The 22,440-nt window shown below is 72.1% G+C and carries 21 protein-coding genes and 1 tRNA gene; 6 read left to right on the top strand and 16 right to left on the bottom strand.

Features of this window, described 5'->3' with window-relative positions:
* Nucleotides 1-57: 57 nt before the first annotated feature.
* From ACIRRY_RS03030 to ACIRRY_RS03020, 3 genes are all read right to left on the bottom strand, one after another.
* Nucleotides 58-1,557 (bottom strand): sugar transferase, encoded by a 1,500-nt coding sequence (locus ACIRRY_RS03030; protein ID WP_403967262.1) that lies wholly within the window; start codon nt 1,555-1,557, stop codon nt 58-60.
* A gap of 1,151 nt (nt 1,558-2,708) precedes the next feature.
* Nucleotides 2,709-3,173, bottom strand: a complete 465-nt coding sequence (locus ACIRRY_RS03025; protein WP_403967260.1) for a hypothetical protein — start codon at nt 3,171-3,173, stop codon at nt 2,709-2,711.
* 197 nt (nt 3,174-3,370) lie between these two features.
* Entirely contained in the window at nt 3,371-4,258 is an 888-nt protein-coding gene (locus tag ACIRRY_RS03020) for a hypothetical protein (RefSeq protein WP_403967258.1), read from the bottom strand.
* 400 nt (nt 4,259-4,658) lie between these two features.
* Between ACIRRY_RS03020 and ACIRRY_RS03015 the strand changes: the two genes are divergently transcribed.
* The 4 genes from ACIRRY_RS03015 to ACIRRY_RS03000 all read left to right on the top strand — a co-directional run bounded on the left by ACIRRY_RS03015 (nt 4,659) and on the right by ACIRRY_RS03000 (nt 10,326).
* Nucleotides 4,659-7,751: an AfsR/SARP family transcriptional regulator gene (locus ACIRRY_RS03015; RefSeq protein ID WP_403967256.1), complete on the top strand. Its 3,093-nt coding sequence runs from the start codon at nt 4,659-4,661 to the stop codon at nt 7,749-7,751.
* An 83-nt stretch (nt 7,752-7,834) separates the two neighbouring features.
* Nucleotides 7,835-8,500, top strand: coding sequence for a M15 family metallopeptidase (locus tag ACIRRY_RS03010; RefSeq protein WP_403967254.1), 666 nt, complete (start codon nt 7,835-7,837; stop codon nt 8,498-8,500).
* 111 nt (nt 8,501-8,611) lie between these two features.
* A complete protein-coding gene (locus ACIRRY_RS03005; RefSeq protein ID WP_403967252.1) occupies nt 8,612-9,094 on the top strand; it encodes an RNA polymerase sigma factor in 483 nt (160 codons plus the stop codon).
* 98 nt (nt 9,095-9,192) lie between these two features.
* Nucleotides 9,193-10,326: a C40 family peptidase gene (locus ACIRRY_RS03000; protein ID WP_403967250.1), complete on the top strand. Its 1,134-nt coding sequence runs from the start codon at nt 9,193-9,195 to the stop codon at nt 10,324-10,326.
* Nucleotides 10,327-10,456: 130 nt separating this feature from the next.
* Here ACIRRY_RS03000 and ACIRRY_RS02995 read toward each other — a convergent pair.
* From ACIRRY_RS02995 to ACIRRY_RS02945, 11 genes are all read right to left on the bottom strand, one after another.
* Nucleotides 10,457-10,530: transfer RNA gene (locus tag ACIRRY_RS02995), tRNA-Pro, on the bottom strand.
* A 158-nt stretch (nt 10,531-10,688) separates the two neighbouring features.
* Complete coding sequence (locus ACIRRY_RS02990; protein WP_403967248.1) at nt 10,689-12,032, bottom strand: MFS transporter; 1,344 nt, start codon at nt 12,030-12,032, stop codon at nt 10,689-10,691.
* Between the two features lie 136 nt (nt 12,033-12,168).
* Nucleotides 12,169-12,534: an MmcQ/YjbR family DNA-binding protein gene (locus ACIRRY_RS02985; protein ID WP_403967246.1), complete on the bottom strand. Its 366-nt coding sequence runs from the start codon at nt 12,532-12,534 to the stop codon at nt 12,169-12,171.
* Nucleotides 12,535-12,564: 30 nt separating this feature from the next.
* Nucleotides 12,565-13,101, bottom strand: coding sequence for a GNAT family N-acetyltransferase (locus ACIRRY_RS02980; RefSeq protein ID WP_403967244.1), 537 nt, complete (start codon nt 13,099-13,101; stop codon nt 12,565-12,567).
* Nucleotides 13,098-13,682, bottom strand: a complete 585-nt coding sequence (locus tag ACIRRY_RS02975) for a helix-turn-helix domain-containing protein (protein ID WP_403967242.1) — start codon at nt 13,680-13,682, stop codon at nt 13,098-13,100. Before ACIRRY_RS02975 ends, ACIRRY_RS02980 begins: the two co-directional genes overlap by 4 nt.
* Before the next feature lie 35 nt (nt 13,683-13,717).
* Nucleotides 13,718-14,620, bottom strand: coding sequence for a LysR family transcriptional regulator (locus ACIRRY_RS02970; protein WP_403967240.1), 903 nt, complete (start codon nt 14,618-14,620; stop codon nt 13,718-13,720).
* 116 nt (nt 14,621-14,736) lie between these two features.
* Entirely contained in the window at nt 14,737-15,930 is a 1,194-nt protein-coding gene (locus tag ACIRRY_RS02965; protein WP_403967238.1) for a glycine C-acetyltransferase, read from the bottom strand.
* 36 nt (nt 15,931-15,966) lie between these two features.
* On the bottom strand, nt 15,967-16,995 hold the full coding sequence (gene tdh / locus ACIRRY_RS02960; RefSeq protein ID WP_403967236.1) for an L-threonine 3-dehydrogenase: 1,029 nt from the start codon (nt 16,993-16,995) through the stop codon (nt 15,967-15,969).
* A 154-nt stretch (nt 16,996-17,149) separates the two neighbouring features.
* On the bottom strand, nt 17,150-17,524 hold the full coding sequence (locus ACIRRY_RS02955; protein ID WP_403967234.1) for a YybH family protein: 375 nt from the start codon (nt 17,522-17,524) through the stop codon (nt 17,150-17,152).
* Nucleotides 17,525-17,539: 15 nt separating this feature from the next.
* Entirely contained in the window at nt 17,540-18,253 is a 714-nt protein-coding gene (locus tag ACIRRY_RS02950; protein WP_403967232.1) for an SDR family NAD(P)-dependent oxidoreductase, read from the bottom strand.
* A gap of 171 nt (nt 18,254-18,424) precedes the next feature.
* Nucleotides 18,425-19,345 (bottom strand): LysR family transcriptional regulator, encoded by a 921-nt coding sequence (locus ACIRRY_RS02945; protein WP_403967230.1) that lies wholly within the window; start codon nt 19,343-19,345, stop codon nt 18,425-18,427.
* Between the two features lie 139 nt (nt 19,346-19,484).
* On the opposite strand from ACIRRY_RS02945, the gene ACIRRY_RS02940 reads away from it, so the two are divergent.
* Together ACIRRY_RS02940 and ACIRRY_RS02935 are read left to right on the top strand one after the other, a co-directional pair.
* The gene (locus ACIRRY_RS02940) at nt 19,485-19,778 is read left to right on the top strand and encodes a muconolactone Delta-isomerase family protein (RefSeq protein WP_403967228.1); all 294 of its coding nucleotides are present in this window, start codon (nt 19,485-19,487) and stop codon (nt 19,776-19,778) included.
* Nucleotides 19,779-19,907: 129 nt separating this feature from the next.
* Nucleotides 19,908-21,044 carry a YbfB/YjiJ family MFS transporter gene (locus ACIRRY_RS02935; RefSeq protein ID WP_403968332.1) on the top strand — a complete coding sequence of 379 codons (1,137 nt, stop codon included), beginning with the start codon at nt 19,908-19,910 and terminating at the stop codon, nt 21,042-21,044.
* A 171-nt stretch (nt 21,045-21,215) separates the two neighbouring features.
* Here ACIRRY_RS02935 and ACIRRY_RS02930 read toward each other — a convergent pair whose 3' ends face one another.
* Both ACIRRY_RS02930 and ACIRRY_RS02925 read right to left on the bottom strand, forming a co-directional pair.
* Nucleotides 21,216-21,815 (bottom strand): TetR/AcrR family transcriptional regulator, encoded by a 600-nt coding sequence (locus ACIRRY_RS02930; RefSeq protein ID WP_403967226.1) that lies wholly within the window; start codon nt 21,813-21,815, stop codon nt 21,216-21,218.
* Between the two features lie 23 nt (nt 21,816-21,838).
* Entirely contained in the window at nt 21,839-22,414 is a 576-nt protein-coding gene (locus ACIRRY_RS02925) for a GAF domain-containing protein (protein ID WP_403967224.1), read from the bottom strand.
* Between the last annotated feature and the right edge of the window lie 26 nt (nt 22,415-22,440).

Genomic DNA, 22,440 nt, shown 5'->3' with positions numbered 1-22,440 from the left:
CCCCAGGCAGGCCCCTGCGGCCTGCGGTCCGCGCGCCGGTCGGACGACCCCCGCGCATCAGTAGGCCCCCTGCCCGTGGAGCACGGCACGCAGCGTCTTCCACAAGATCACCGTGTCCAGGGCCAGCGACCAGTCCTCCACGTACCGCAGGTCGAGGCGCACGGCCTCCTCCCACGGAAGATCGCTGCGCCCGCTGATCTGCCACAGGCCGGTGAGCCCGGGCTTGACCAGCAGCCGCCGCCGGATGTCCGGGCCGTACTCGGCGGACTCCTCCGGCAGCGGAGGCCGGGGTCCGACGAGCGACATGGATCCGGTGAGCACATTGAAGAGCTGCGGCAGCTCGTCGATCGAGTACCGGCGCAGCACGGCTCCGACCCGGGTCACCCGCGGATCCCGGCGGAGCTTGAACAGCAGGCCCGCGCCCTCGTTGCGCTCGGCCAGTGCCGCACGCGCGCTGTGGGCGTCGGCGACCATGCTGCGGAACTTCAGCATGGTGAACTCGCGGCCGTCCTTGCCGACCCTGCGCTGGCGGTAGAACACCCCGCCCCGGCTGTCCGTCAGCACGAACAGTCCGACGAGGATCATCAGCGGTGCGAACAGCACCAGCAGGATCGCCGCGCCCATCCGGTCGACGACCCCCTTGATCGCCCGGCGGCCCCCGGTGAAGGTCGGCATGCTGACCCGCAGCAGCGGTATCCCGAGCACCGCGTCGACGTGCAGCCGCGGGCCGGCCACCTCCATCAGCACGGGGGCCACGATCATCTCGGCGTCGCTGCCCTCGAGGTTCCAGGCCAGCCGCTGCAGACGGTCCGGTGACCAGTGCGGGTCGGGTGTGACCGCGACGACCCGGTAGCCGTCGTGGCGGACGTGCTTGGCGACGTCCTCCAGCTGGCCGATGACCGGCACTCCGTCCAACTGGTCGCCGTCCAGGCCGCCTTGGTCGCCGTCGACCCCGCGGCCGTCCGTCGTGCACACGGCCTCGACCCGCCACCCGAGATGCGGGAACTTGCGGGTCCGGCTGATCAGGTCGCGGACGGTGGCCGGGCTCCCGGCGGCGAGCACCGGTCTCAGGCAGCGTCCCTCGTTGCGCTGTTTGTGCAGCCAGAGGCGGAGCACATAGCGCTCGGTCATGGTGACGATCGCGATCGCGGGGATCGCGACGAAGATCCAGAGCTTGATGTTGCGCGAGGTCAGCGCGATCCCGCCGAGTGCCAGGACGACGGTCGCCGTGAACAGCGAGCGTCCCAACCGGCGGAATTCCTCGGCGCCTTGGCCGAGCACGGCCGGGGACCAGGAGCGGCTCACCGCCAGCGCGCCCAGCACCAGCAGTTGGGTGCCGAAGGCGAGAATGCCCCATTTCTCATGCCAGTTGGCCGCGTCCCGGGCCCCGAAGAAGTCTCCGATCGCCCCCACCACGCAGGCCGTGGCCACGGTGTCGCTGAAGATCACGGTACGTCTGTACCGCTGTTCCCATTCGATCGCCGGCTGTCCGATCGCCCCGTTCGCCAGACGCTCGCGCGCCGACGGAAAGGGCCCGACTATTCCCCCCTGCCGCACTGAACCCCCCAAGGTCCACAGTGGTGTTGACGTGGTCGCCGCACACTGTCACTCCCCTACGGGAGGCCCCCGCCCCCCGCGCTGCAACTCCCCTACGGAAGCTCTCGCTCCGCTGTTCCCCCTCGGGAAGCCCGCGCCCCCGGCGCCTGACCTCCCGGCCTTCTCAGATCTTCGCGAACAACTCCCCCTGGCGACACCGGACTCGCGAGTCCCGCCAGGCTCCTGAAGCACACGGGAACCCGTCGCGACCCCAGATGTTCTCCACGCCCCAAGCCCCCCTCGGGCCAACAGAATTGATCACCCCCACGTCCGGCGCGAGAGACACAACCTGCTGGCCATCTGCATCGCCGGACCCATAGATCATCTTTTGTCGCCTGGTGTCACACCGTGCGAAGCAAGGTCAATCTAGACCATGTGTGCCCGCCTGAAGAGAGGTCTGTGTGGAATTTGTGCACAACATTTGACGCCGAGTCGATAGATCTTTGACTGCTCGCAGGTGCTTCGGTGACGGAAAACTTGCGTTGCGCCCGGCCACGGCGGGAGTTCCCCGGACCGTTGGCACTGGCAATCAAGACGTCCGGGCACTGATCGCCGGCACCGGGGAGCGGGCCTTCGCCGCGCCGCCCGCGCAGGAGGGCGCCGAGGGCGATCCCGACGGGGTCGCGGCCGTCGGCTCCGGGCCCGTGCGCGCCGGTCGGCACGCCTCCGGAGCCCGCGCGAAACAGCCCCGGCCGGGTGCGGGCACCCCGGAGGACGGTCCGTTCCGCACGGCACCGGATGCGGTGCCGCCCGGCGATCCGTTCCCCTCGCGAACGGTCCGAACCCGCCTCGGCGGGCGGGGCGTTCGCACCGTGGTGCCGCACGGCCGATCGGACCGCGATCCGCGAACTCCGTGGCCGGATCCGGTCGCGGGCATTCGCCGGTACGGAGACGCGCGACACGTCCGATCCGGGCCTCCGGGCGGTCCCCGAACCCGGCAGCCCCCATCCCGGCCGGGGTCGCTCACCTCGGCTCGTGGTCACACCCGCCCCACCCGGCACTCCTCCACCACTCACCCCGGGCGCCCGGAGACACACGCGCGAGGTGCCGGAAAACGCGGGACGCCCCGGTACGCCTGTGCACAGGCGTACCGGGGCGAGCCCGTCAAGTCCTCAGCCCTGGCTGCAGTAGTCCACCCAGCGGTGCGAGGAGATGTTGTTGTTGACGCTCTTGCCGAACTGGTCGAGTCCCGCGCCGTAGGTGAAGCGGTAGTTGCCGGTCGTGGTGTCGTACCAGCGGTCGCCCTGGCTGATGCAGGCGTGCGCGCCGCCGCCGTTGGGGGCGGTGTACAGGTCGACGGCGTCGAGGCCGCCCGCGTAGCCGTTGTTCCAGATGTCGGAGGTCAGGTTGCGGCAGCTGCCCCAGTTGTCGGAGTTGCCGGACCACTTGCACTCGCGGCCGCCGCCGTAGGGCTGGGTGTAGACGTGGAGGTAGCCGTCCCCGGAGGCGAGTTGCGCGGTCGCGGTCGCCCGGGAGCCCGCGTCCAGCGCGGTGGCGCTGGCGCTGGAGACCGGGGAGAAGAGCGCGGCGACGGCGGCGGCCGAGGCCGCGACGGTGAGGAGACGCTTGACGGACATGTTTTCCCTCGTTTTCGGTGTGGGTGTGGGTGCGGGTGGTGCGACCACGGCTCGGAGGCCGCGGTGGTCGGGGTGATGCGCCCGCGGCACGACAGCCGTGGTGGTCGGGTGTGCGTCCGCGGCACGACGGCCGCGGTGGTCGGGTGGTGCGCCCGCGGCACGACGGCCGCGGTGGTCGGGGTGAAGGCGGGCCGGGCTCAGTCGCCGCGGGCGACGATCACGCGGGCGCGGGGCAGCGCCTCGCGCTTGAGGCGCGCGAGGTCGGCCGTCTCCCGGGGGTGGCTCAGCCGAAGCAGTTCCCGGTACTCGGCGTCCAGGGACTTCGCCACGGACGACAGACCGCTGGAGACGGCACAGGCCGCCTCGGCGGAAGCCAGCCGTACCTCCTGGGCACGCGGCCACGGCGTCTCCGGCAGGGTGGCCGCGGCCCGGGCCCGGGCGGGGTCCGGGTAGTTGTACGTCCGCTCGCGCATGCAACGCGCCCACGGTTCGACGGCCGCCTTGTAGCGCTTGTCGTCCGTCACGAGGCCGACGCGCATGCCGGCCAGGCTGTCGGTGACCCGGGTGGCCCGGAACCAGGCCTGGAGATCCCCGTACAACTGCCGTTCGGCGGTGGCCTGGCAGCCCTGGTCGCTGTGGGAAACCCGCATGCCGTTCGGGAGCCGGGCCGAAAGCCCTTGTGGCCGCGCCCCGTTGAGGTCGCTCACCAGCGCGGCCCTGGTCCTGGCCGGCGCGGAGCGGAAGTACCGCTGGTTGGCGTTGCGCCGGACCTCGGCCTCCCGCTCCCGTCGCAGATCGGTCCCGTAGCCGTGGGCTCCGGCCCAGGCCGGGTCGTCCACGACATAGGGGAACCGGACCGAGACGTCGTCAGGCCTGGGCGGCTCGACCCAGTACTTGTGCCCCTCCTTCTCCATGCACTCCTTGATGAGGAGCTGCTCCGCGAGCCGTAGCGTCTCCGCCGTGCCGCCCGCGGCCCGGGGCGTGCTGCTCCCGGTCGCGCCGGGGGCGGCCGTGGTGCCCGCGCATCCGATGGCCGTCGTCGCCAGCAGGCCGGCGGTCAGCAGGGCCGAGGTCCAGCGGTGCATGGGGCGCCTCCCGGAGGTTCTGGTCGAACGGACGTGATGCTTTCGATCCGTTGACGCCCCACGGGCCTCGTCCGTATGCCCCTGGACCACAGGGTTTTTTCTTTCTCCGACGGTCATACGAGGGCGGCGCGCGCACCGTCCTCCCTGCGCCCGAACGACCTCGCGGACCGACCTCGCCGACCGACGGGAACGAGCCAACCGGCGAGAGAAGGGAGGAGCACCGACCGCTGACCGAGGCACGGCCAACAGGCATCACCTGCCATGACGTTGCAGGTGAGGGACACCGGTCCGCCGAAACGATCGAATCCGGTCACGGCGGTCCGGTCCTCGCTGTGTCGTGGGCATGTTCGCCGATATCTTTGCCGTGCCATGGGGCGGGCGGTGCGGCGATCGGGGAACGATGTTCGAAGTGCGGCTGCTCGGTCCGGTCGAGGTGTGGGCCGGAGACCGACGGGCCCCGCTCGGCGGCGTCAGACCCCTCGCGGTCCTGTCGGCACTGGTCGTCCACCTCGGTGAGGTGCTCTCCACCGACCGGCTCGTGGACTGTGTCTGGGACGAGCAGGCGCCGGCCACCGCGGGCGCCCTGGTGGCCACCCATGTCTCCGCCGTACGCCGGGCACTGGCCCAGGTCACGGACGCCGCGGTGGTCCGGACGCGACCGCCCGGCTACGTCGTCGACCTCGAACCGTCCCAGATCGACGCCCGCCGGTTCGAGGACCTGCTCGCCGCGGGCCGGGCCGCCGCCGCGGCGGGCCGCCTGGAGGAGGCCGCCGACCTGCTGCCCGAGGCGCTGGCACTGTGGCGCGGTCAGGAGGCGCTGGAAGGACTGGGCCAGTCGTTCGCCCGGATCGAGGCGGCCCGGCTGGCCGAACTGCGACTCGTCGCCCAGGAGGAGTCCTTCGGTCTGCATCTCGATCTGGGCCGCGCGGACCGGACGATCGCCCCACTGCTCGCGCACGTCGCCGCCCACCCCCTGCGGGAACGACCGCGCGGCCAGCTGATGACCGCCCTGGTCCGCACCGGCCGGGTCTCCGACGCCCTGCGCACGTACAGGGAGGGCCGCACGATCCTGCGAGAGGAGCTGGGCATCGATCCCGGCCCGGAGTTGCGGGCACTGCACCAGGCGGCACTGACCAATGACACTCAGGTGCCGGGCATCGCACGCCCGCCCCGGGCCGGGCGAGAACCTTCAGAGCCCCCGAAGCCGCCGCCGGGCGGCACGCCCGCCCGCCGGGCGTGGCCCGCGCCGTCCCATCTCCCGCCCGACATAGCCGACTTCGTGGGCCGCTCCGAGCAGATCGCCTGGGCCGCCTCGCTGGTGGGCGGGGTCGACGAGGCGGGCCGTACCGCTCCGCCGATCGGGGTGATCTCCGGCCGGTCCGGAACGGGCAAGACCGCGCTCGCCGTACATGTCGGCCACCGTATGTCCGAACTCTTCCCGGACGGCCGCCTGTTCGTGGACCTGCGGGCGGCCGACACCGCGCCGCTCCAGTCCGCCGACGCCCTCGCCCGGCTGCTGCGCGCCATGGGCGCCGACCCCGAGACCCTGCCGACCTCGGTCGAGGAGCTGACGGGTCTGTACCGCACCTACATCGGACACCGGCGCATCCTTCTGATCCTCGACAACGCGGCGGGCGAGGCGCACATACGACCTCTGCTGCCCCCCGGTCCGGGCTGCGCCGTCCTCGTCACGAGCCGCCGCCGACTGGTGGCGCTGGAGGGCTCCGCCCACCTGGACCTGGCCGTGCCCGACCGGGCGGAGGCGCTCGAACTGCTGCGCCGCGTCGCCGGTCCGGACCGCACGAGCGCCGAACCGGAGCGGGCCGCCGAGATCGTCTCGCTGTGCGGACGGCTGCCGCTGGCGGTGCGCATCGCGGGCGCCCGGCTGGCGGCCCGCCCGCACTGGGCGCCCGGCCGGCTCGCCGACCGGCTGCGCGACGAACGCCGCCGGCTGAGCGAACTGAGCGCCGGGGACCTGGAGTTGCGCACCAGCCTGGAACTCGGCTACGCCGACCTGGACCCGCCGGAGCGCCGGGCGCTGCGCCGGCTGGCCCTGCTCGACCTGCCGGACTTCGCGGCCTGGATCGCCGCCCCGCTGCTGGACATCGGCACGGAGGAGGCCGAGGAGGCGGTGGAGCGGCTGGTGGACTGCCACTTCATCGACGTGATCGGCGTCGACGACACGGGCCGCAGCCGGTACCGCATCCACGACCTGGCCCGCGAACACGCCCGCGAGCGCTGTCTGTCCGAGGAGAGCACCGAGGAGCGTACGGCGGCCGTGCTGCGGCTGGTGGCCTCCTGGCTGGGTCTGGCCGAGAAGGCGGCCGCGCTCGGCCCGGGCGGAGCCGCCCGGCGCTTCCCCGAACCGGCCGCCGTACGGCCCCTCGACGCGGCGACCGAGGAAGAGCTGCTGGAGCGGCCCACGTCCTGGTTCGCCGCCGAACAGGCCGGTCTGCTCGCGGCGGTGGAGTACTGCGCCGACCACGGCATGGTCCGCGCCGCCCGCGACCTGGCGGGAGCGCTGATCGCGAGTTCGGCGGCCCTGTACAACCAGTTCGACGCCTGGTCCCGCTCGCACGCCGCGGCCATGGCCGCCGTACACCGCGGCGGGGACGTCGAGGAAGAGGCCTGGCTGCTCGCGGGGCTGGGCCAACTGCGCTATGAGCAGGACGAGTTCGAGGAGTCGTACACCTACTTCGGCAACGCCCTGCGACTGTTCGAGGCGCGCGGTGACGTGCCCGAGGGGGTGGCGCTCGCACTCGCCGGGATGGGCACGGCCCGCCGTGAACAGGCCGGGTACGCCGAGGCGTCGGAGCTGTTGGACACCGCGCTGGAGCGGTACGGCGAGTCCGCCGAGCCGGGCGCGCGGGCCCGGGTGCTGTACGGCATCGGCTATGTGCACCGGGAACAGGGGCGCGACGCGCAGGCCCGGGAGGCTCTCGGGCGGGCACTGGACCTGTACCGCGCGGCGGGCGACCGGCACGGCGAGGCACTGACCCTGCGCTCGCTGGCCCTGTGCGACCGGGCCGAGGGCGCGCTCGCGGACGCCGAGCGGCTGCTGCACGAGGCACTGCGGATCTTCGCGGGTCTGCGGGACACCTTCGGCGTGATGTACACCGAACAGTCGCTGGCCAAGACGGAGTTGAGGCTCGGCCGGCTCGACGCGGCACGGGCGCGGCTCGGCCGCTGTCTGACCGTGGCCCGCGAGCGCCAGGACCGCTTCGGCGAGGCGCTCGTCCTGCGCACGCTGGGCGAGTGCCAGTTGGCCGCCGGCGATCCGGACGGCGCGCGCGAGCCGCTGGAGCGCGCGCTGTCGACCTGGGAGACCCTGCGGCTGCCCCTGTGGCGGGCCCGAACGCTGCGGAACCTGGCCGAGGTGCGGGAGGCACAGGGCGACGCCTCGGGCGCGCGGGCGGCCAGGGCCGAAGCTCTCGGTGTCTTCCGGGAGTTGGGCTGCCGCGAGGCACAGGAGCAGGCGGCCGGCGCCGGGTAGTCCGTACGGCTGCAGAAGTCCTGGTGACCCGCTTGCAGGCAACTTGCAGAGCACCTGCAGCGGGGTCCGCGATGCTGATGCACGTGACAGAGATCATCACTCTCTCGGACGCCCGGGTCGCCGCGGTGGCGGAGGACGACTGCGGCGAACCCCTGGTCGACCTGCGCGGCACGGGCAACCTGTGGATCGACCACCGCCAGGCCGACGACGACGGCGACTACGCCCACCTCAGGGCCGGCGCGCTACGGCGGCTGGTGCGGGCCCAGCGGCTGCTGCCGGCCGGGGTCCGGTTCCTGGTGGTGGAGGGGTACCGGCCGCCCGAACTGCAACGCCGGTACTTCGAGAAGTACGCGCAGACCATGCGCCGGGCCCACCCGGACGCGTCGCCGGAGCGGATCCGCGAGCTGGCGAGCGCGTACATCTCCCCGCCGGAGGTCGCACCGCACGTCAGCGGCGGTGCCGTCGACCTGACGCTGTGCGACCAGGACGGCCGGGAACTGCCGCTGGGCACGGAGGTCAACGCGACCCCCGAGGAGAGCGACGGCGCCTGCCGCACCGAGGCACCGGGCATCAGCGCCGAGGCACGCGCCAACCGGGCCCTCATGAGCTGGGCCCTCGACGCGACCGGCTTCGTCAACTACCCGACCGAATGGTGGCACTGGTCGTACGGCGACCGGTACTGGGCGCTGCTGCGCCGCGCACCGGCCGCCCGCTACGGCCCCGCCGCCCCACCCGGCTCGACGGCCTGACCAGCCACCGAGCGGACCGCACCACGACCGCACCGCACGACCGAGGGGGAACCAGCATTGGAGACCGGAACCTGCGCCGTCCCGCCACCGCGGCGGGAGGACGACGACCGGATGAGTCCGAAGGACTTCGACACGTCCTTCGCCGCCGACATGCCACGCCTGCGCCGACGGCTGCTGGCCCTGACCGGCAACCCGCACGACGCCGACGACCTGCTCCAGGAGACCTACCTACGGCTCTCCCGACGCGCCCGCGCCCAGAACCTGACGCGGCAGCAGCACCCGTACGCCTACACCTGCACCGTCGCCCTGAACCTGCTGCGCGACGCGTGGCAGCACCCCTCCCGGCGCGAGCAGTCCACCGACCGGCTGCCCGAATCGGGCTGGGACGGCGGGCTGGCCTCCTACGAGGCGTCCCAGATCACGCTGGCGCTGCTGGGTGTGCTCTCCGAGAAGGAGGCCGCGGCGGTGATCCTCGTGGACCTGGAGGGTCTCAGTCACGACACCGCGGGCGAACGGCTCGGCGCCCACCGCGGCACGGTCCAGCGCAACCGGATGCGCGGCCTGGCCAAGATGCGCGACGCGCTCGGCAACTAGCTCGTGCCGCTCCTCCACGGGGGTGTGGAGCGGCACGCACGTCCTCACCGCCGTCGCCGGTCCGTCCGGTGACGTCATCTCGACGAAGGAAGACTTCCGTGAACACCAGCAGCACGCGCCGCCGGACCAGCGGCGCGGTCCTGGGGGCCTCGGTCCTCGCCCTGTCCGCGTTCTTCTCCGCCCCGGCCCACGCCGCGCAGGACGCCACCTGCGGTGTCCTGGCGCCGGGCGCCTCGGCCACCGCGCAGGCCGCGGTGAACGCCGCCTGTTCGCAGATCGGCGTCTGGTACAGCTGGGGCGGCGGGCACGCGGCCACACCGGGCGCCAGCTACGGCTACTACGACGGCTCGGACCCCGACAGCCTCCACGACAACGAGCGCAAGGGCTTCGACTGCTCCGGCCTGATGCGCTACGCCTACTACCAGGCCACCGGCAAGGACCTGCTCAACGGCACGGCGGACGACCAGTTCCACAGCTCGCAGGCCTCGGCCCGCTTCTCCGCCGCGCAGGGCGCCGCCCCGCTGCTGCCGGGCGACCTGATGTTCTGGGGCAGCGGGCACGTCCACCACGTCGCCATGTATCTGGGCAACGGGCAGATGGTCGAGGCGTACGAGTCGGGCACCCACATCCGGGTCGCCCCCGTCCGCACCGGCGGCGACTACGCGGGCGCGATCCGGATCAACGGGTCGGGCACCCCCACCCCGCCGCCCGCGAACGGCGGTACGGTCTTCGAGACCTGGGGCACCGGTGTCCGCACCCACGCCACGCCGAGCACGCGCGGTGCCGTGGTGGACACCTTCGCCGGTCCGACCCAGGTGTCCGTCCAGTGCCAGGAGCACGCCGAGTCCGTCACGGCCGAGGGCTACACCAACGACATCTGGTCCAAGCTGGCCGACGGTTCCTGGCTGACCAACATCTACATCAAGGGCCCGGCCTCGCTGCCCGGCATCCCGGACTGCGGCGGCAGCGGCACCCCGCCGCCCTCAGGGGGCAGCAAGCCCTTCCAGACCTGGGGCACCGGCGTCCGCACCCACAGCCAGCCGAACGTCAACGCCGGCGTGGTCGACTACTTCGCCCAGCCCACCACGGTCAACGTCGTCTGCCAGTCCCACGCCCAGGAGGTCACGGCCGAGGGCTACACCAACGACGCCTGGTCCAAGCTGACGGACGGTTCCTGGCTGACCAACATCTACATCAAGGGCCCGGCCTGGCTGGACGTACCGACCTGCTGACCCGAAGCCGACGACGCGGGCGCCGTACGCCTCATTTGGCATACGGCGGCCCGCGCCCGCTCGAAGATCGGATACGGGCCATACGAAAAGGGCCCCCACAGGCTCTCGCCCGCGAAGACCCTTCGCTCTGTCGGGACGACAGGATTTGAACCTGCGACCCCTTGACCCCCAGTCAAGTGCGCTACCAAGCTGCGCCACGTCCCGATGCCCGTCTGACCTGGGGTTTCCCCTGGTTGAACGCGCATGGAAACAATACCGCACTCGCGTCGATGATCGCGCCCGCCTTTCTTCGGGCCCGCTTGACCTGAAGTCCGGTCGAAACCACGCCCTACGACACACCGCCTCCACCCTCCCCGTAGCCGTCAGCTCTCCTGCGGGCACGCCCGTTCACGTACCGCCGCGTCGCTCGGGGCAAGGGGGGCGATGGAGACACTCGGCACACTCAGGCCGACCGGTATCGCGTCGGCCCGTATCAGCCCGCGTACCGCAGGGACCAGAAGCAGGGCGGTCGGCACCACGAGGCTCATCGCGCCCGCGACGAGGAGGACCCGGTCGGCGCCGAGGGTCGCGGCGGCGGGGCCCGCCAGGGCCTGGCCGACGGGCAGCATCGCGAGGGAGCCCGCCACGTCGTACGCGTGGATGCGGTTGAGGACGTCCGGTGGGACCTGGGTCTGGACGCTCGTCGCCCACATCACGCCCCAGAAGGACAGACCCACCCCGGCGACAGCGGCTCCGGCGGCCATGGCCGGTACACCGAGCCCCGCTCCCACGGCCGCCGGGAAAGCGGCGAAGGCGAAGAGGGCGATCGCCCCGGCCCGGAGCATTCGGCGGGGGCGCAGCCGCAGGGCGAGCAGTCCGCCCACGACGGTGCCCGCGCCGAGGGCCGAGTTGATCAGGCCGTAGGCGCGCGGGCCGTGCTGTTGCACCACCTGGGTCGCCACGAGCGGTGTGGTCGGGCCCGATACGGCGATCATGTAGAGGCACCAGACGGCGATGACTCCCCAGAGCCAGGCGCGGGAGGTGAACTCCCGCCAGCCCTCGACCAGATCGGCCTTGAAGGCGCCCTTTCCGTGCCCGGGCGCGCGGCTGCCCGGGGCGAGCGGGGGCAGCCGCAGCAGCAGAAGGCACAGGGCGCTCACCGCGTACGTGGCGGCGTGGGCCGCGAACACGCCCCCGGGCGAGGTGAATCCGACCAGGACGCCCGCCACGGCCGGACCCGCGAGTTGGGCGGCGGACTCGGCGATGCGTATCGCGCCGTTCGCGCCCTGGATGTCGGAGGCGAGTCTCGGCACCGTACTCGCCACGCCGGGCTGGAACACCGCGCCCGCGACGCCGTTGGCGAAGCCGATCGCGCAGATCTCCCAGAGCACGACATGGCCGGTGAAGAAGACCGCGGCGGCGAGGGACTGGGTGCCGAGGCGCACCAGGTCGGCGCCGATCATCAGTTTCCGGGTGCTGAACCGGTCGGCGATCACCCCGCCGAAGACGACAAGTCCCGCGAAGGCGGCGGCCGTAGAGGCCATGGCGAGGCCGACCGCACCCGCGCCGTAGCCGTGTTCCAGGAGGCCGGCGGCGAGGGCCACGGGCAGCATGGTGTCGCCGAGCCGGGCGACGGCGCGTGCGACGAAGAACAGCGCGAAGTCCCGTGACCAGACGGGCCGTTCGCCACCATCGACGCCCCGCGCCACCGAACCGCCGTCCGCCACGGCAACGATGTCATCGCCTTCGGCTCCCCCGGCCACTCCGCCCACCCCCGCCCCTGCCGCTGCTCCCGCTTCCGCTTCCGCTTCCGCTTCCGCTTCCGGATCATGCCACGCACCACTGACAACGCCCGAGGGGATGTCAGTCGCCGGAGCCGGCCGGCAGGCCCAACTCGGGGTAGGTGTCGAGGAGTCGGGGCGGGGCCGCCTGGCGCCAGGAGTCGGCGAGGATGTCGCGGAGCTCGTCCTCGCTCTCCAGCGCGGAGAGGCGGGCCCGGACCCAGGCGAAGCCCGCCTCGTGGTCGGCGATCCAGAACTTGTCCGGCTCGGCCAGGACCAGTTCGTCGCGCTCCTCCTTGGGGCAGCGCACGGCGATGGAGGTCTCCTCCTCGGGCACCGTCACGAACATCTTCCCGGCCACCCGGAACGTGGGCATGTTCCAGGCGACCTTCTCCGTCGTGTCCGGGAGGGAGAGGGCGATACGGCGTACGTCTTCGGCATCCGGCATGAGACGCAACATAGCGTCCACCACTGACAATCACCTGGTCGGAGGCTCCGCATCGGCAACCCGCTTGTAGTAGAGCGTCGTCGGCCGCAACACCCCCGCCGGGCTCGCCGCGTAGTCCGGGATCACGCCGGCCCGGGTCCAGCCGGCGGTGCGGTACAGGTGCTCGGCGGGGCTGTCGGTCTCGGTGTCCAGATGCAGGAGGGTGATGCCGGCGGCGACGGCCGCGTCCTCGGCGGTGGTCAGGAGGCGGCGGCCGAGGCCCGCTCCCCTGGCCTCGCGGTGCACCATGAGCTTGACCAGCTCGGCGCGGTGGCGGCTGTTGGGCTTGTCGGGGAAGACCAGGCCGACCGTGCCGACGACCCGGTCGCCGTTCAGCGCCGCCCACACGGCGAGCTGCCCGGCGGCCACACCGCCGGCCCGCTCCCGCCACCACCCGACGGCCGCCGTCCGGCCGAGCGGCGCGAGGAAGCCGACCGAGGCGCCGTCGTCCACGGTGTCGGTCAGCAGGTCCGCCAACTCGTCGACGACAGCGAGCAGTTGGGGCGCGTCCAGGCGTGTCACCCTCACGGCAGCACCACCGCCAGCACATAGCGCACGCTGTCGGGCCCCGGGCAGCGGAACCGCGTCGGCCCCCACACCCGCAACCGCAGACAGTCACCGGCGTCCAGATGGTGCCCGGTGTCCTGGGCCGTCACGTCGAGGGCGCCCTCCAGGACCCAGATGTGCTGTTCCAGACCGGGCACGGGCGGGCGGTCGTAGGCGAGGTCGGCGCCCGCCCGGAGCCGCCCCTCGACGAGTTCGCCGCGCAGCCCGGTGTGCGGGGGCGACACGGACCGTCGTACGAAACCGGAGGCGCGGTCCTCCCACACCGGTTGCTCGGCGGCGCGGACCAGCAGGGCGGGTTCGGCCTCCACCTCGCTGAGGAGTTGGGACATGGTCCGGCCGTAGACACCGCACAGGCGGTTGAGGAGGGAGGCGGTGGGGCTGATCTCGGCGCGTTCGGCGCGGGAGAGGGTCGACCGGCTCACCCCGCTGCGCTCCGCCAACTCCCCCAGGGACCAGCCGTGTTGGGCGCGCAGCTCGGCGAGCCGGGCGCCGAGTCTGACGTCCATCGGGTCGACGGCCGTCACCGTTTCCTCGGATTTCATATGCGGGACGGTATCCCGGATATGAGACAGCGAGATTACATCCGGGCCACTTCTTCCAGTGCGTCCAGTACCGGTCGGATCAGCGGGTGCTCCTCCGTGCCGCGTCGTACGGCGGCGAAGACCCGGCGGGTCGGCGCCACTCCGTCGACGGGCCGGACCACCACGCCCGTCAGGTCCATGCCGCGCAGCGCCGAGCGGGGGACGAGGGCCACGCCCGCGTCGACCGAGGCCAGGGCGACAACGGCGCGGAAGTCGTCCGAGGAGTGTTCGAGGCGGGGCTGGAATCCGGAGTTCTCGCAGGCGAGGACGGTGACCTCGTGGCAGGGGTTGCCTGGGTAGGGGCCGATCCACGGGTCCTTGGCCAGTTCGGCGAGGGGGATCTCGTCGGTGTCGGCGAGGCGGTGGGTGAGCGGGACGACCACGTCGAACGGCTCGGCGTAGAGCGGGACATGGATCAGGCGGGGGTCGTCGGCGGGCGGGGCCCCGCGGTACTCGACGGCGACCGCGACGTCCACCTGCCGGTCCAGCACCATCGGCAGGCTGGCGTCGCCCTCGGCGTCCTGGACGCGGAGGCGGATACCGGGGGCCAGCGAGGAGAGCCGGGCCACCGCCGGTGCCACGACCTGTGCGATGCCCGTCGCGAACGCGGCCACCGTCACCGTGCCGGCCGCGCCCGAGCTGTAGGCGGCGAGTTCCGCCTCGGCCCGCTCCAGCTGGGCCAGGACCACATTGGTGTGGCCGAGCAGGATCTCGCCGGCCGGGGTCAGCCGTACGCCCTTGGCGCCCCGCTCGACCAGGCGGTGGCCGGTCTCCTGCTCCAGGGCGGCGAGCTGCTGGGAGACCGCCGAGGGGGTGAGATACAGCGCGGCGGCCGCCGCCGTCACGGTGCGGTGGTCGGCCACCGCACGGAGGATATGGAGCCGCCGCGCTTCGATCATGGATCGATTATCGCAATATGTCCGAGCTGTTCGGTCCTCCTGGGTATCCGGGCTGATCACCCCGCCCTCAGCCCTCCCAGCTCGCCCCTCCCAGCCGTCCTGGCCGCTCGGTCCGCTCAGGCGTCCAGCTCCGCCCGCGCAGCGACGAACGCGTCGACCGCCCGGTTCACGTCCTCCGTCGAGTGCGCGGCGGAGAGCTGGACCCGGATACGGGCCTGGCCCTGCGGGACGACCGGGTACGAGAAGCCGATGACGTACACGCCGCGCTCCAGGAGCAGCTCCGCCATCCGGCCGGCCAGCGTCGCGTCGCCGATCATCACGGGGGCGATGGCGTGGTCGCCGGGGAGGATGTCGAAGCCCTCCTCGGTCATCCGGCGGCGGAACAGGGCGGTGTTCTCGCGGAGTTGGACGCGCAGGTCGTCCGCGGACTCCAGCAGGTCGAGCACCTTCAGGGAGGCCGCCGCGATCACCGGGGCGAGGGTGTTCGAGAAGAGGTACGGCCGGGAGCGCTGGCGCAGCAGCGCGACGATCTCGGCGCGGGCGGCGACGTAGCCGCCGGAGGCGCCGCCGAGGGCCTTGCCGAGGGTGCCGGTGATGATGTCGACGCGGTCCATGACGCCGTGCAGTTCGGGGGTGCCCCGGCCGCCGGGGCCGACGAAGCCGACGGCGTGCGAGTCGTCGACCATGACCATCGCGTCGTAGCGGTCGGCGAGGTCACAGATCTCGCGCAGCGGGGCGACATAGCCGTCCATGGAGAAGACGCCGTCGGTGACGATCAGCTTGCGCCGGGCACTCGACGCTTCCTTCAACTGCTGTTCCAGATCGGCCATGTCGCGGTTGGCGTACCGGAGTCGGCGGGCCTTGGAGAGGCGGATGCCGTCGATGATCGACGCGTGGTTCAGCGCGTCGGAGACGACCGCGTCCTCCGGGCCCAACAGGGTTTCGAAGACACCGCCGTTGGCGTCGAAGCAGGAGGAGTAGAGGATCGTGTCCTCCTGGCCGAGGAACCCGGAGAGGCGGGCCTCGAGTTCCTTGTGGACCTCCTGGGTTCCGCAGATGAAGCGGACGGAGGCCATGCCGTAGCCCCAGCGGTCGAGGGCCGCGTGGGCGGCTGCGACGACCTCGGGGTGGTCGGCGAGGCCGAGGTAGTTGTTGGCGCAGAAGTTGAGGACCTCGCCGGGACGGCCGCCCGCGGTGACGTTCACCGTCGCGGACTGCGGGGAGCCGATCACGCGCTCGGGCTTGTGGAGTCCGGCGGCGCGGATCTCGTCGAGGGTGGTGCGGAGGTCGTCGCGCACGGAGTCGAACATGGGGAAAGCTCCTAAAGTTCCTTCGCCGAAAGGGAGTTACGCGGTCCAGTCGAGGATGACCTTGCCGCCCTTGCCGCTCGCGGCGTCCGCGAACGCCGCCTCGAAGTCACGGTGACCGTACCGGCCGGTGATCACGGGCGCGAGGTCCAGACCGCCCTCCAGCAGCACCGACATCGCGTACCACGTCTCGAACATCTCACGGCCGTAGATGCCCTTGATGGTGAGCATCGAGGTGACGACGCGGGACCAGTCGACCGGGAACTCCTGAGCGGGCAGGCCCAGCATCGCGATGCGGCCGCCGTGGGTCATGTTGGCGATCATGTCGCGCATCGCCTCGGGGCGGCCGGACATCTCCAGGCCGATGTCGAAGCCCTCGCGGAGTCCCAACTCGCGCTGGCCGTCGGCGATCTGAGCGTCCGTCACATTGAGGGCGAGGCTCACGCCGATCTTGCGGGCGAGCGCGAGGCGTTCCTCGCTCACATCGGTCACCATGACGTTGCGCGCACCGGCGTGACGGACGACTGCCGCCGCCATCAGGCCGATCGGGCCCGCACCGGTGATCAGTACGTCCTCCCCGACCAGCGGGAACGACAGCGCGGTGTGCACGGCGTTGCCGAACGGGTCGAAGATCGCGGCGACATCGAGGTCGACGGGGACGCGGTGCACCCACACGTTGGCGGCGGGCAGCGCGACGTACTCCGCGAAGGCCCCGTCCCGTCCGACGCCGAGCCCGACCGTGGCACGGCACAGATGGCGGCGCCCGGCCAGGCAGTTGCGGCACTTTCCGCAGACCAAGTGGCCCTCGCCGCTGACCAGTTCACCGATCGCGATGTCGGTGACGTCCCGGCCCGTCCCGACGACCTCGCCGACGAACTCGTGGCCGAGCACCAGCGGCGTACGGATCGTCCGCCGCGCCCAGCCGTCCCAGGACCGGATGTGCAGATCGGTGCCGCAGATCCCGGTCCGCAGGACCTTGATCAGTACGTCGCCGGGTCCGACGGCGGGCTCCGGGACGTCCGCGAGCCACAGCCCGGGCTCCGCCTTCTCCTTGACCAGCGCCTTCAACGCTACGGCTCCTGAGGGTGAGGTCCCGGGCGCGGGCACGGCGAACGAGCCCGTTCCGGGGGTGGGGGTGGATTCCGCTAGCAATCTGCCCCACCGGAGCGCCCGGGTCCATCGAGGTTTTCTTAAGCGGTGCCGCAGCTTTCCTTCACACCCCTCACCCCTCCAGCCGCGATACCTGGTAGTGGGCGATGTGCCAGCCGTCCGCCTGCCGCTTCACCAGTACGGCGAGCTTGACGGCGACCGGCGGCCGGTCGGCGAACGTGAACTCCGTGTCCAGATAGCCGAGTACGAGGTCGTCGGCGTACCGCCGGGTCTCCAGGACGTCGTAGGCGGCCTTCATTCCGAGAGGCTGGGAGGCGTAGTACTCGGCGACTCCCTGGCGGCCGACGGCGCAGGGGTGCAGCCCCTGGAAGATCGCGTCCTCGGTGAAGAGCCGGGCCACCGCCTCCGGTTCATGGGCGTCGACGGCCGTTTTCCAGGGCTCCAGGACGCCGCGCAGGATGACTTCGTCGTCGTTCGTGCTGTTCATCTCCGTCGACCTTTCTCAGTGACCGGCGCTCATACCGCCGTCGACATGCAGGATCTCGCCGGTGACGAAGGGGGCGCTTTCCAAGAAGAGCACGGCGTCGACGATGTCGCTCACCTCACCCATCCGGCCTACCGGGTGCAGACCGGCGAGGCCCTCGTAGGTCTCCTCCGCGTGCATCGGGGTCTTGATGGTGCCCGGCGACACGGCGTTGACGCGGATGCCCCGGGTGGCGTACTCGATGGCGAGGGACTTGGTGGCGGACTGCAGGCCGCCCTTGGTCAGCGAGGCCAGGGCGGAGGGGACGCGGGCGTCCGCGTTGTCGACCAGGCTGGTGGTGACGTTGACGATGTGGCCGCCGCCCCGGGTGAGCATGTGCCCGATGGCGAGCTGGGTGAGCCGGAAGAAGCCGGTCAGATTGATGCCGATCACGGTCGCGTAGTCGTCGGCCGTGTAGTCGGTGAAGGGCTTGGCGACGAAGATGCCCGCGTTGTTGACCAGCGCGTCGACCCGGCCGAACCGCTCGATCGCGGCGGCGACGACCCGCTCGGCGGTCGCCGGGTCGGCGAGGTCGCCCTGGACGGTCAGCACGTCCGCGTCCTCGGCGGGGGCGATGGTGCGCGAGGTGGCGACGACGGCGTAGCCGAGCTTGCGGTAGGCCTCGACGACGCCGGCTCCGATGCCCTGCGAGGCACCGGTGACGATCGCGACCTTCTGGTTCTGAGTGCTCATGACGACCTTCTCCGAAGGGGTGACTGAGGTGCTCCCGGTCGGTCGTTTCTACTAGCCGACCGGTCGCCTATTCGTGAAGGTAGGCGACCGAAGAGGTGAAAGCAAAGGTCGGAAGGGCTTTCCCCAGGACCGGAATCCTCGCTGCTGGGAGGCCCGGCCTCCCAGTCCACGTCAGCGGTGCGGGTCGCCCTCGGGCAGCCAGGCGTCGGGGGTCCGCAGGCCGAGGTCGCTGACGCCGTCGCAGAGCGCGTCCACGGCGGCGAGCACCCCGGTGCGTGTCTCGCTCTCGCGCCACACCAGCGACCAGGTCCAGTGCACGGCCGGTGCGACGATCTCGCGGCGCACCAGGTCGGGCGGCAGCGAAGTGGTCTGCCCCTTGGGCGAGTTGACGACCGGGCGGCGGCTGCGCCGGACGTGGTCGAAGAACGCGGGGCCGGTGATGCCGCCGTCGGAGATGGGCACCATGTGCGCCCCGGTGTCGTGGGCGAGCCGCTCGGCGTACACGTTCCAGGACGACCAGGAATTGGTGTCGTCGTCGAGGAGGACGGAGGTGTCCCGGGCGCGCACCTCACCGGTGTCGGTGCCCGGGGCCACCGCGTACAGCCGGTCGGCGCCGAGCAGGCGGGCGCGCAGGCCGTGCCGTTTCAGGTCCTCGTCGCGTACCCAGCACACGGCGAGGTCCAGGCTGCCGTCCGCGACCCGGGCGGCCTGTGTGTGCGAGGGCGCCACCCACGCGTCGACATGCACCTGCGCCGCCCCGGCGGTGCGCGAAGTCAGGTCCGCGGGAAGCCAGTTGACGTAGCCGAGCCGGACCGCCTCCGAACCCGCGAGCCGCCCGGCCCGGCGCCGGAGGTCGTCGGCCCGCTCCAGCAGGTCCCGGGTGTGCGGGAGCAGCGCGGCTCCGGCCGGGGTGAGGGAGACCGAGCGACGGTCGCGGTCGAAGAGCCGTACGCCCAGGTCGCGCTCCAGGGCCTTGATCTGCTGGGAGAGGGAGGGCCCGGCGATCAGGAGGCGGTCGGCGGCCCGGCCGAAGTTCAGCTCCTCGGCGACGGCGACGAAGTACCTCAGTTGGCGCAGCTCCACGTCCGTCATGCTACGCGGGCCTGGGAGGCCGTCCCTCTCAGCAGGGAGCAAGCCCGTCGTGGCGCCCGTGCCCGTCCCGGGTCAGGATGAGGGCATGGAAGTCCGGCGTCCCTTCGTCGTGCCGGGCGGGCCCGAACGGAGCGACGTCATGCGAGAGTTCCTGGTCGAGATCACCACCACCGTCCCCGAGGGCACGCCCAAGGACGAGGTGGACCGACGCCGTGCCGCCGAGGCGGTCCGCTCCCGCGAACTGGCCGCCACCGGTCATCTGGGGCGGCTGTGGCGCCCGGTCGGCGAACGGCGCAGCATCGGTGTCTGGCTCGCGGACGACGAGGACCAACTCCACGAGAAGGTGCTCGGCACGCTGCCCCTGCACGCGTGGATGACCTTCGCCGTCACCCCGCTGGAGCCGCACCCGAACGACCCCGGCCATGCGGAGTAACTCCCGCCGCACGCACGGGATCTCACCTTCGTGAGCCGCCGCGCCCTGGTCCCCGCGCCCCGGGCGGACGGCGGCGTGCCCTCGCCCTGGGCGCACGTCGCGCGGGTCGCCGCGGCCCTCGCGGCGGGCATGGGTGTCGGCCGCTTCGTCTACACCCCGATCCTCCCGCTGATGCACACGCAAGCGGGGCTCTCCACCGACGCGGGCGCCCACGTGGCCACCGCCAACTACGTCGGCTACCTCCTCGGCGCCCTCGCGGGCACCCTGCTGCCCGCCCTGGTCCGCTCCCGCACGGTGCTGCGTAGCGCGCTCGTCCTGCTGATCGGCACCCTCGCGGCGATGCCCGCCACCCACAGCACCACGGCCTGGATGGCGCTACGGCTCCTGGCGGGCGTGGCGAGCGCGCTGATCTTCGTGGTCGCGGTCAGCTCGCTCCTCGGCCAGTCGCGGGACCACCCGCCGCACCTCCCCGGCTGGGGCTTCGGCGGGGTGGGCGCGGGCATCGCGCTCTCCGGGCTGCTGGTCCTCGCCCTGCGCTCCGTCGCGGACTGGCAGGTCGCGTGGTGGTCCTCGGCCGCGCTCGCCACGGCGCTCGCGCTCGCCGCGTGGAACCTACGGCACGAGGTGCCGGTCGCGAGCCCAACGGAAGCCCCCGCGAAGAGAGTTGACCGGCGCTTCGGCGCGCTGTTCGTCAGCTACACCCTGGAGGGCATCGGCTACATCGTCGCCGGGACCTTCCTGGTCGCCGCGATCGGCCAGAGCTCCCCCGGCCGGCTCGGCAGCGGCGCGTGGGTGCTCGTCGGGCTGACGGCCGTACCGTCCTCGGCACTGTGGGCACGGCTCGGGCGCCGCTGGTCGCGGCCCGGGCTGCTGTGCGTGGCGCTGCTGCTCCAGGCGGTCGGCATCGCGCTGCCCGCGCTGGTCGGCGGGGCCGCGGCGGCTCTGCTCTCCGCGCTGCTGTTCGGCGCGACCTTCATCGGCGTCAGCACGCTCGCCCTGGCGACCGGGGCGGAGCTGCGGTTCCCGCGCTCGGTGGCCCTACTGACCGCCGGATACTCCGTCGGCCAGATCCTCGGCCCGCTGACCGTCGCCCCGCTCCTGCACCACGGCTACCACCCGGCCCTGCTCCTGGCCGCCGCGGTGGTACTCGCCGCGGCCGCGGCCGCCGCCGTCCTGCGCATCGGCTTCCCGCACCACGCGGTGGCGGTACGCCACTCCGTGCCGGACCGGGCACGACGGACCACGCCCACCGACGCCGGCCACTGATCAGGCGGCGCGGGCCCCAACAGGGCACGGCAGTCGGCACAGAAGGGGCTCAGCCGCCCGGTAGTCCTCACCACCACCCTGCGCAGCGGCTTCCCGCACCACACCGCAGCCGTACAACACTCGCTGCCCGACCAGGGTCGACGGACCACGCCCACCGACACCCGCCACTGATCAGGCGGCGCGGGCCCCGAGCAGGGCGAGGCAGTTGTCCCAAAGGGGGCTCATGCGGCCGGTGTTGTTGTAGAGCTTCGCGAACATCACCTGGCCCTCCAACTGGGCGACGACGGAGCGCGCCGCCTCCTGCGCGTCGGTCACGGTGATGTCCCCCCGGTCACGCGCCTCGCCGACGACCGCGGCGACCATCTCGACCTGGGCGTCGAAGATCTCCTGCAACCGCGCGCGAACGGCCTCGGTCTGGTTACTCATCTCCAGACTGAGGTTGCCGAACAGACAGCCCAGCACCGTGCCGCAGCCCTGCTGCACCGCGTGCTGCCCGGCCTCCGTCTCCTCGAACAACTGCCGTAGCCGGTCCAGTGGTCGCGCGTCCCCGCCGAGGACACGTGCCCATTCCCGGCGCTGGTCCGCCCAGTGTTCGTCGACGACGGCCAGCGCGAAGGCCTCCTTCGACTCGTAGAAGTAGTAGAAGCTGCCCTTGGGCACTCCGGCCGCCTTGCAGATCTCGGCCACCCCGAGCGCCGAGTAACCGCGCGCCTCGAAGAGCGACCGCCCGGCGGCGAGGATCTTCTCTCCGGCGTCACTTGTCCTACCCATATGACAACTATACGACCGGTCGGCTATGAGCCGACGATGTGCTCCAGCCTGACCACCAGCTCCGCCGCCGACGACTTGATCGTCTCAAGCCCCGGCTTCCCCCACGGCCGCGGCTCCGTGTCGACGACACACACGGTGCCCAGCACCATCCCCGTGGAGTCGATGAGCGGGGCACCCAGATAGGAACGGATCCCGAACTCGTCGACGACCGGATTGCCCGCGAACCGCGGATAGTCGCAGACGTCCTCCAGCACCAGCGCCTTGCGTCGGACCACCACATGGGGGCAGAAACCGTAATCACGCGCCAACTGCCGCCCCACCTCGGGCTTGGCGTGCTCCCCGCCCGAGCCGGGCCTGGGCAGTCCCGCCCCGCCCGGAGTGTGCAGACCGGCGAAGAACTGCCGGTTCTCGTCAATGAAGTTGACCATGGCGTACGGCGCCGCGGTGAGCTCGGCGAGATGGTCCGCGAAGGCGTCGAGGGCTGGGTCCGGACGCTCCCCCAGGCCCAACCCGCGCAGCCGTCGCCTCCGTTGAGGGGCCTCCTTGTCCTCCGGCGTGAGCAGCAGACGACCGGCCGGACGCGGCGGGTCGTAGCTCATGGGCGAACTCCGTCCGTGTGGACGTA

The organism is Streptomyces sp. NPDC101776, assembly GCF_044766845.1.
Classification (GTDB): Bacteria; Actinomycetota; Actinomycetes; order Streptomycetales; family Streptomycetaceae; genus Streptomyces.
This window is presented reverse-complemented; position numbering and strand designations above follow the sequence as displayed.